At 68.6% G+C, this 9,876-nt stretch carries 7 protein-coding genes; all 7 read left to right on the top strand.

What is annotated here, in order from left to right; translation table 11 throughout:
• Window positions 1–3 precede the first annotated feature (3 nt).
• From D183_RS24695 to D183_RS0113030, 7 genes are read left to right on the top strand one after another with little or no spacing between them, the layout of a single operon-like run.
• On the top strand, window positions 4–2,055 hold the full coding sequence (locus D183_RS24695) for a methyl-accepting chemotaxis protein (protein ID WP_081613338.1): 2,052 nt from the start codon (window positions 4–6) through the stop codon (window positions 2,053–2,055).
• Window positions 2,056–2,114: 59 nt separating this feature from the next.
• Window positions 2,115–4,109: a methyl-accepting chemotaxis protein gene (locus D183_RS24690; RefSeq protein WP_017909391.1), complete on the top strand. Its 1,995-nt coding sequence runs from the start codon at window positions 2,115–2,117 to the stop codon at window positions 4,107–4,109.
• Window positions 4,110–4,146: 37 nt separating this feature from the next.
• Window positions 4,147–6,075, top strand: a complete 1,929-nt coding sequence (locus D183_RS0113050; RefSeq protein ID WP_017909390.1) for a HAMP domain-containing methyl-accepting chemotaxis protein — start codon at window positions 4,147–4,149, stop codon at window positions 6,073–6,075.
• Window positions 6,076–6,084: 9 nt separating this feature from the next.
• Entirely contained in the window at window positions 6,085–6,618 is a 534-nt protein-coding gene (locus D183_RS0113045) for a chemotaxis protein CheW (RefSeq protein WP_026143817.1), read from the top strand.
• 49 nt (window positions 6,619–6,667) lie between these two features.
• Window positions 6,668–7,939, top strand: a complete 1,272-nt coding sequence (locus tag D183_RS24685) for an EAL domain-containing response regulator (protein ID WP_017909389.1) — start codon at window positions 6,668–6,670, stop codon at window positions 7,937–7,939.
• Window positions 7,940–7,955: 16 nt separating this feature from the next.
• Window positions 7,956–8,762 carry a CheR family methyltransferase gene (locus D183_RS0113035; RefSeq protein ID WP_026144438.1) on the top strand — a complete coding sequence of 269 codons (807 nt, stop codon included), beginning with the start codon at window positions 7,956–7,958 and terminating at the stop codon, window positions 8,760–8,762.
• Between the two features lie 28 nt (window positions 8,763–8,790).
• Window positions 8,791–9,867: a protein-glutamate methylesterase/protein-glutamine glutaminase gene (locus D183_RS0113030; protein ID WP_017909387.1), complete on the top strand. Its 1,077-nt coding sequence runs from the start codon at window positions 8,791–8,793 to the stop codon at window positions 9,865–9,867.
• Window positions 9,868–9,876: the final 9 nt, after the last annotated feature.

Raw genomic sequence — 9,876 nt, 5'->3', positions numbered from 1 at the left:
GCGCTGGCGCTGCCGCTGGCCGGCGGCCTCGCTTGGGCTGCGGTCGCCGTGGCCACGCTGGTCGCTGGCCTGGTGCTGGGCGGCAGCGTGCGTTCGGCGCAGCAAACGTCCGCTGCCGCGCAGCGCGAACTGGAGCTGGCCCGCACCGGTCTGCAGGCGCTGGCGCAGGGCGAACTGGACCGCGTGGACGCAGCGACCGGCGGCAGCGAGATCGGCCAGGCCCTGCTCGCCGCGCAGCGACCGCTGCGGCAGTTGCAGGCCGACGTCGCGCACATGACCCGCGCGCACGCCGCCGGCGACTGCGACGTGATGCTGGATGCCGCGCAGTCCAGCGGCGCCTATCGGGCCGTGGCCGGCGACATCAACCAACTGGTCGGCGCCCATATCGGCGTCTGCAAGCAGGCGATCGATTGCGTGGGCGAGTTCGGCCGCGGCAACTTCGCCGCGCCGCTGGCCGCGTTCCCGGACAAGAAGGCCTACATCAACGACACCATCGAGCAGGTGCGGCGCAACATGCTCGGCCTGATCGCCGAAATGCGCCGCGTCGCCGAGGAGCACGATGCCGGCGAGATCGACGCCAGCATCGACAGCGCGCACTTCCAGGGCGACTTCCGCGGCATGGCCGACGGCATCAACCGCATGGTCGGCAGCCATATCGCGGTCAAGAAGCAGGCGATGGGCGTGATCGCCGAGTTCGGCCGCGGCAACTTCGACGCGACCATGCCGCAGCTGCCCGGCAAGAAGGCCTTCATCAACGACACCATCGAGCAGGTGCGCGGCAACTTCAAGCGCCTGATCGGCGAGATCGCGCGCATGTCCGACGAGCACGACAAGGGCGACATCGACGTGCAGATCGACTGCACCCATCTGGACGGGGAATTCTGCGCGATCGGCAAGGCCATCAACCGCATGATCGCCGCGCACATCGCGGTCAAGAAGCAGGCGCTGGGCGTGGTCGCCGAGTTCGGCCGCGGCAACTTCGACGCGCCGATGCCGCAGTTGCCGGGCAAGAAGGCCTTCATCAACGAGATCATCGAACAGACCCGCGGCAACCTGCGCAGCGTCGGCGACGTGATCAAGGTGATGGGCGCGATGGCCGAGGGCGACCTCAGCCGCCAGGTGCAGGGCCACTACGAGGGTGCCTTCGCCGACATGCAGCGCTACGTCAACGCCACCATCGACAAGCTCACCAGCATCGTCAACGAGGTCAACGGCAACGCCGTCACCCTGGCCAGCGCCGCCGAGGAACTGTCCTCCACCGCGCAGTCGCTGAGCCAGGCGGCCAGCGAGCAGGCCGCCGGCGTGGAGGAGACCAGCGCCTCGCTGGAGCAGATGACCGGCTCCATCGCGCAGAACGCGGAGAACGCCAAGATAACCGACGGCATGGCCGCCAAGGCCTCGCGCGAGGCCGCCGAAAGCGGCGAGGCGGTCCGCGCCACCGTCTCGGCGATGAAGGAGATCGCACGCAAGATCGGCATCATCGACGACATCGCCTACCAGACCAACCTGCTGGCGCTGAACGCGGCGATCGAGGCCGCGCGTGCCGGCGAGCACGGCAAGGGCTTCGCGGTGGTCGCCGCCGAGGTACGCAAGCTGGCCGAGCGCAGCCAGGTCGCCGCGCACGAGATCAGCGACGTCGCCAGCACCAGCGTGAACCTGGCCGAGACCGCCGGGCGCCTGCTCGGCGAGATGGAACCGTCGATCCGCCGCACCTCCGACCTGGTGCAGGAGATCACCGCCGCCTCCGAAGAGCAGAGCTCCGGCGTCGGCCAGATCAACACCGCCGTGGTGCAGCTCAGCCAGACAACACAGCAATCCGCTGCCAACGCTGAAGAATTGGCCGCCACGGCCGAAGAAGTAAGCAGCCAGGCCGAACAGTTGCAAACGCTCATGAGCTTCTTCACCACCGGCGCCACGCCCACCCCGGCACCGGCCCCGCAGCCGCGGCGACTGCCGACGCCGATGCAACGCGGGCCACGCGCGCGCAGCTTCGGCGGGCCTGCCGCCACGGCGCAGGCCGCACGCCTGGAAGAAGCCGCGTTCGTCTCGTTCTGATCCATCTCCGCACCGGCCCGGCAGGCCGGTGCCTCTCTATCCCGCACAGGTACCACGGCATGTCCAACTCCCTTTCGCTGTCCTCCAAGCTGTGGAGCGGCTCGGCCATCGCCATCGTGCTGCCATTGGCCGCCGCCGTGTGCGGGTTCGCCCTCGGCCTGCCCGCCGGGCAGACCCTGGCGCTGGGCATCGGCGCCACCGTGCTCGCCGCCGCGGTACTGGCTTTTACCGTCCACGCCATCACCCGCTCGCTGCGGATCGCCACCACCACCCTGGCGCGCTTCGCCACCGGCAACTTCGAGGTGGTGATGCCGACGGTGCGCAACGACCAGGCCTGCGAGGTGCTGCTGGCACTGCGCCAGGTGCAGACCGGCATGCGTCAGATCAACGACGAGATCGTGCGCATGTCGCGCGAGCACGATGCCGGCGACATCGACGTGGTGATCGAGAGCCATCGCTTCGAGGGCGAGTTCAAGGTCATCGCCGAAGGCATCAACCGCATGGTCGGCGATCACATCGCCACCAAGAAGAAAGCGTTGGCCTGCGTCGCCGAGTTCGGTCGCGGCAATTTCGATGCGCCGCTGGAGACGCTGCCGGGCAAGAAGGTCTTCATCAACGAGATCATCGAGCAGGTGCGGCGCAACATGCAGGGGCTGATCGCGCAGATGAAGCACATGTCCGCGCAGCACGACGCCGGCGACATCGACGTGCTGATCGAGAGCCACCGCTTCGAAGGCGATTTCCGCAGCATGGCCGACGGCATCAACCGCATGGTCGGCGACCACATCGCCACCAAGAAGAAGGCGATGGCCTGCATCGCCGAATTCGGCCGCGGCAACTTCGACGCGCCGTTGGAAGCCCTCCCGGGCAAGAAGGCGTTCATCAACGACACGATCGAGCAGGTGCGTTCCAACCTGCGCGCGCTGATCCGCGACACCAGCCTGCTGGTCGACGCCGCCGCGGCCGGCCGTCTGGACGTGCGTGCCGACGGCAGCCTGCACCATGGCGACTTCCGCCGCATCGTCGACGGCGTCAACCTGACCCTGGACACGGTGATCGGCCCGCTGAACGAAGCCCGCGCCGTGCTCAAGGCGATCGAGGCCGGCGACCTGACCCGGCTGGCGGACGTGCAGTGCCAGGGCCAACTGAAGGAACTGTGCGACAGCATCAATGCCACCGTCGCGCGCCTGGCGCAGGTGGTCGGCGAGGTCAACATCAACGCCGACGCCCTGGCCAGCGCCTCCGAGCAGGTCAGCGCCACGGCGCAGTCGCTGAGCCAGGCGGCGAGCGAGCAGGCCGCCGGCGTGGAGGAAACCAGTGCATCGCTGGAGCAAATGACCGCCTCCATCGCGCAGAACACCGAAAACGCCAAGATCACCGACGGCATGGCCGCCAAGGCCGCACGCGAAGCCAACGAAGGCGGCGATGCGGTGCGCTCGACGGTGGCGGCGATGAAGCAGATCGCGCAGAAGATCGGCATCATCGACGACATCGCCTACCAGACCAACCTGCTGGCGCTGAACGCGGCGATCGAGGCCGCGCGCGCCGGCGAGCACGGCAAGGGCTTCGCGGTGGTGGCCGCGGAGGTGCGCAAGCTGGCCGAGCGCAGCCAGGTGGCCGCGCAGGAAATCGGCCAGGTCGCCGAGTCCAGCGTGGAGCTGGCCGAGAACGCCGGCAAGCTGCTGGAGCAGATGGTGCCGTCGATCCGCCGCACCTCCGACCTGGTGCAGGAGATCACCGCCGCCTCCGAGGAACAGACCTCCGGCGTCGGCCAGATCAACGCCGCGGTCGGCCAGCTCAACCAGACCACCCAGCAGGCCGCGGCCAACTCCGAGGAGCTGGCCGCCACGGCCGAGGAAATGAGCGGGCAGGCCGAGCAGTTGCAGCAGTTGATGAGTTTCTTCCGTACCAACCAGGTCCTGGCGCCGCGGCGTCCGAAGGCAGTCACCGCCGGTCCGTCCCGCAGGGCGGCGCCGGCGCGCAAGCGTGGGTTCGGCGAGGTCGGCCTGGCACTGGTGTCGGGGCCGGACGAAGCCCATTTCGATACGTTCTGACATCCACTTTCACGACATCACATCCAGGGGGATCACGATGTTCCAGCACATGAAGATCGGCACACGCATCGGCATCGGCTTCGGCCTGGTGTTGCTGCTGCTGTTGGGGACCGGCATTTTCGCCACGATGCAAATGGCCCGAATCAACGGCTCGTCCACGGAGCTTGCCGGCAACTGGATGCCCAGCGTACGCAACGTCGAGGAAATGAGCGCCAACTTCAACAAGCTGCGTCTGCTCGAGTTGCAGCGGGTCGTCGCCACCAGTCCAGCCGAGATGCAGGATTACGACACGCGCATGCTCAAGACACTGGAGGCGTTCGAGAACAACAGGAAGACCTATGTCCCGCTGATCTCCTCGCCCGAGGAGCAGGCGCTGTACGCGGATTTCGCCAAGAACTTCGATCGCTACACCGAATTGCACAAGCAATTGCTGGCGCTCACCGCGCAGGGCAAGACCCAGGAGGCGACGGTCGTGCTGAACGGTGAGCAGCGACAGATCTTCCGCAGCACCGCCGACGCGATCGACAAGCTGGTGGACCTGAACGTCAAGGGCGGCCAGGACGCCAGCGACCGCGGCGACGAACTCTATGCGTCCGCGCGCTCGCTGATCATCGCGACCATCGTGGCGGCGGTGCTGCTGGGCGCGGTCGTGGCGTTCTTCATCGTGCGCATCCTCACCCGCCTGCTGGGCGGCGAGCCTGCCTATGTGGCCGAGATCGCCAACAAGGTGGCGCAGGGCGACCTCAACCTGGAGGTGGCGGTGCGCGCCAACGACAGCGGCAGCGCGCTGTATGCGATGCGGACCATGGTCGAGCGGCTGAAGCTGGTGATCGACGGCCAGCGCCGTGTGGTCGCGGCGGCCAACCGCGGCGACTTCTCCGAGCGGATCGCGCTGGATGGCCTGGCCGGGTTCCAGCGTGAGATGGGCCAGGGCCTGAACGATCTGGCGACCACGACCGGCGGCAGCATCCAGGACGTGGTGCGGGTGATGGGCGGCCTGGCCGAGGGCGACCTGACCCAGAGCATCGACAAGCACTATGACGGCGCCTACGCCGAAATGAAGAACTACATCAACGACACCATCGCCCGCCTGTCGCAGGTGGTCAGCGAGGTCAACGGCAATGCCGAATCGCTGGCCAGCGCGTCGGAAGAGGTCAGCGCCACCGCGCAGTCGCTGAGCCAGGCGGCCAGCGAGCAGGCCGCCGGCGTCGAAGAGACCAGCGCCTCGCTGGAGCAGATGACCGCGTCGATCTCGCAGAATACCGAAAACGCCAAGATCACCGACGGCATGGCCAGCAAGGCCTCCAGCCAGGCGCTGGACGGCGGCGAATCGGTGCGGGCGACCGTGCAGGCGATGAAGCAGATCGCGCAGAAGATCGGCATCATCGACGACATCGCCTACCAGACCAACCTGCTGGCGCTGAACGCGGCGATCGAAGCCGCGCGTGCCGGCGAGCACGGCAAGGGCTTTGCGGTGGTCGCCGCGGAAGTGCGCAAGCTGGCCGAACGCAGCCAGATCGCGGCGCAGGAGATCGGCGACGTCGCCAGCTCCAGCGTGGAACTGGCCGAGAACGCCGGCAAGCTGCTGGACGAGATGGTGCCGTCGATCAAGCGCACCTCCGACCTGGTGCAGGAGATCACCGCCGCCTCCGAGGAGCAGACCTCCGGCGTCGGTCAGATCAATGCTGCGGTCGGCCAGCTCAACCAGACCACCCAGCAGGCCGCGTCCAACTCCGAGGAGCTGGCCGCCACGGCCGAAGAGATGAGCGCGCAGGCCGAACAGCTGCAGCAGCTGATGAGCTTCTTCAAGGTGCAGGGCGCCCCGCCGGCCAGGACCGCGGCGCGACGTCCCGGCGCCGGGCGCGGCCGCAACGGGCAGGCCGGTCCCAAGCCGATCGCGCGCGTCGCCAACGGCCAGCTGGTCCTGGCGGATTCGCTCGACGAAGCCCACTTCGAAACCTTCTGAGACATGGCCATGAACGCTCCCGCTTCGCTCTCACCCTCCGACGCCGGCGACCTGGCCACGGACCAGTTCCTGACCTTCCTGCTCGGCAAGGAAATGTTCGGCGTCGGCATCCTCGGCATCAAGGAGATCATCGAGTACCGCACGCCGACCGACGTGCCGATGATGCCGCCCGCGTTGCGCGGGGTGATCAACCTGCGTGGCGCCGTGGTGCCGGTGGTGGACCTGCAGCAACGCTTCGGCCGCGCGCCCAGCGAGATCAGCAAGCGCACCTGCATCGTCATCATCGAGGTGGCCAGCGGCGAGGAACGCCAGGTGCTGGGCCTGCTGGTGGACGCGGTCAGCGAGGTGCTGGAGATCGCCACCGCCGACATCGCGCCGCCGCCGGCCTTCGGGACCGGCATCCGCCGCGATTTCATCCACGGCATGGGCAAGGTCGGCGAGCGCTTCGTGATCCTGCTCGCCGCCGATGCGGTGCTGGCGCCCCAGGAGTTCGCCAGCATGACCGCGCTCGACGCCCACCTGGAAGAAGGCATCGCCGCCTGAGCGGCCGTTGCCACTTAGCGCCCCGCCCTTTCCTCGAAACGGATTTCGCATGCCCACGTCCCCCGACACCGCCGCCCTGCACCACTTCGGCACGGTCCTGGTGGTCGACGACAGCCAGGTCCAGCGCGAACATGCGCTGGCTCTGTGCCAGCGCATGGGGGCGGTGGCGGTGGAAGGCGCGGCCGACGGCCATGCCGCGCTGGCACGGGTGACCCAGGGGCCGCCGCTGGGGCTGTTGATCGTGGATCTGGAAATGCCCGGCATGGACGGCGTGCAATTGCTCGACGCACTGGCCCGCTGCAGCGTGCGCGTGCCGATCGTGGTCGCCTCGCAGCGCGGCGCGGCCCTGATCGACTCGGTGCTGCAGGTCGGGCGCAGCAACGGCCTGCAGGTGTTGGCGGGGCTGGAGAAACCGCTGCGCGCCGCCCAGCTCGCGGCCGCGGTGCGCGCCCACGCGCCGAGCGCACCGGCGCCACGTGACGACGCCGAGGCGCCCGGCGAGGCGACCATGGCGGCGATGCTGCGCGAGGCACTGCAACGCGGCGAGATCGAGGTGGCCTACCAGCCCAAGGTGGACATGCGCAGCGGCCGGGTCGGCGGCGTGGAAGCGCTGGCGCGCTGGCGCCATCCCAGCGCCGGGCCGATCGCGCCGGACCGCTTCATCGCCGTGGCCGAGCGCGAAGGCCTGATCCATGCGCTCACCGCCTGCGTGGCCGACCAGGCGATGGCACGGCTGGCGGCGTGGAAACAGGACGGGTTCCAGCTGACCCTGGCGTTGAACCTGTCGCCGAGCATGCTGCAGGACCCGAACCTGCTCGACGAACTGCTCGGGCTGCTGCGCCAGCATGGGCTGGCGCCGTCGGACCTGGTGCTGGAAATCACCGAAAGCTCGCTGGTCTGCGGCAGCGCACTGGGCATGCTGGCACGGCTGCGGCTGCAGGGCTTCGGTCTGTCGCTGGACGACTACGGCACCGGCTTCTCCTCGCTGCAGCAGCTCACCCGCATCCCCTTCACCGAACTGAAGATCGACCGCATCTTCGTCCACGACGCGCACCGCAGCCGCAACCTGCGCACGGTCCTCGAATCGGCGCTGGGCATGGCCCAGCGGCTGGGCCTGAGCACCGTCGCCGAGGGCATCGAAACGGTGGAGGACTGGACCCTGCTGCAGGAGCTGGGCTGCGACTTCGGCCAGGGCTACCTGCTGGCGCGCCCGCTGGGCGGCGGCGCGCTGCACGCCTGGCTGCTGGAGCACCAGCGCCTGCTGCAGGAACACGGCTCCACCGGCAACGCCAGCGTCCCCGCTCCCGCCCCTCCCCACTGACCGACCGGCCATGACCATGACCAGCCACGACACCATCACCGAGCAGGAATTCGGCCGGTTCCAGCGCTTCATCTTCGACGCCGCCGGCATCACCATCTCGCCGGCCAAGAAAGCCATGCTGTGCGGGCGCCTGGGCAAGCGCCTAAAGGCGCATTCGCTGCAGACCTACACCCAGTACCTCAAGCTGCTGGAAAGCCGCGAGGGCAGCGGCGAGGTGCAGACCGCGATCGACCTGCTGACCACCAACGAAACCTATTTCTTCCGCGAACCCAAGCACTTCGACCTGCTGCGCAGCATCGCCGCCGCGCATACCGGCAGTACGCCGTTCCGTTGCTGGAGCGCGGCCAGTTCCAGCGGAGAGGAGGCCTACAGCATGGCCATGGTGCTGGACGATACCCTGCAGGGCCGCCCCTACGAGGTGATCGGCACCGACATCAGCACGCGCGTGCTGGCCAAGGCGCGGACCGGCCATTATCCGCTGCTGCGCATCGAGCACATGCCGCCGGCCATGCTCAAGCGCTACTGCCTCAAGGGCCGCGGCGAGTACGAGGGCAGCATGCTGATCGACCGCAAGATCCGCGACCATGTGCGCTTCCTGCACGCCAACCTCAACGCGACGCTGCCCAACCTGGGCCAGTTCGACGTGGTGTTCCTGCGCAACGTGATGATCTACTTCAACGGCCAGACCAAGCGCGAAGTGGTGGCGCGGGTGCTCGGCACGCTCAAGCGCGGCGGCATCTTCTGCATCGGCCACTCCGAAAGCCTCAACGACGTCAACGGCGACGTGGTGCAGATCGCGCCGTCGGTGTACCGCAAGCCATGAACCACGACGTCCCAGGAGGGAACCCCGCATGACCACGATCAAGGCCATGGTGATCGACGATTCGGCGGTGGTGCGCCAGGTGCTGGTCGCCGTGCTCAACGACGCACCCGGAATCGAGGTCATCGCCGCCGCGGCCGACCCGCTGCTGGCGATGGACAAGATGCGCCAGCAGTGGCCCGACGTGATCGTGCTGGACGTGGAGATGCCGAAGATGGACGGCATCACCTTCCTGCGCAAGATCATGAGCGAACGCCCCACCCCGGTGGTGATCTGCTCCACGCTCACCGAGAAGGGCGCGCGGGTGACCATGGACGCGCTGGCCGCCGGCGCGGTGGCGGTGGTGACCAAGCCCAAGCTCGGCCTCAAGCAGTTCCTCACCGACTCGGCCGAGGAAATGATCGCCACGGTGAAGAGCGCGGCGCGCGCCAACGTCAAGCGCCTGTCGGCGCGGCCGGCCGTGGCGCCGGCGGAGCCGGAGATCAAGCACACCGCCGACGTGATCCTGCCCGCACAGGGCGGCCGCGCGCTGTCGCAGACCACCGAGCGGGTGGTGGCGATCGGCACCTCCACCGGCGGCACCCAGGCGCTGGAGGAAGTGCTGACCGCGCTGCCGCGGGTCAGCCCGGGCATCGTCATCGTCCAGCACATGCCGGAAAAGTTCACCGCCGCCTTCGCCGCGCGCCTGGACACGCTGTGCCAGATCTCGGTGAAGGAAGCGGCCAACAACGACCGCGTGGTGCCGGGACGCGCGCTGATCGCGCCGGGCGGCAAGCACATGCTGCTGCGGCGCAGCGGCGCGCAGTACTTCGTCGAAGTGCTGGACGGGCCGCCGGTGAACCGGCACCGGCCGTCGGTGGACGTGCTGTTCCGCTCCGCCGCGCGCGCCGCCGGCGGCAACGCGCTGGGCATCATCATGACCGGCATGGGCGACGACGGCGCGGTCGGCCTGCTGGAAATGCGCCAGGCCGGCGCACGCACCGTGGCCCAGGACGAACAGAGCAGCGTGGTGTTCGGCATGCCCAAGGAAGCGATCAAGCGCGGCGGCGCGGAGAAGATCCTGCCGCTCAACGCGATGGCGCGCGAGATCGGCCAGCAGCTGAGCTAGCCCGGCCAG

Origin of the sequence: Xanthomonas sp. SHU 199, assembly GCF_000364665.1 — a bacterium.
Lineage (GTDB): Bacteria > Pseudomonadota > Gammaproteobacteria > Xanthomonadales > Xanthomonadaceae > Xanthomonas_A > Xanthomonas_A sontii.
This window is presented reverse-complemented; position numbering and strand designations above follow the sequence as displayed.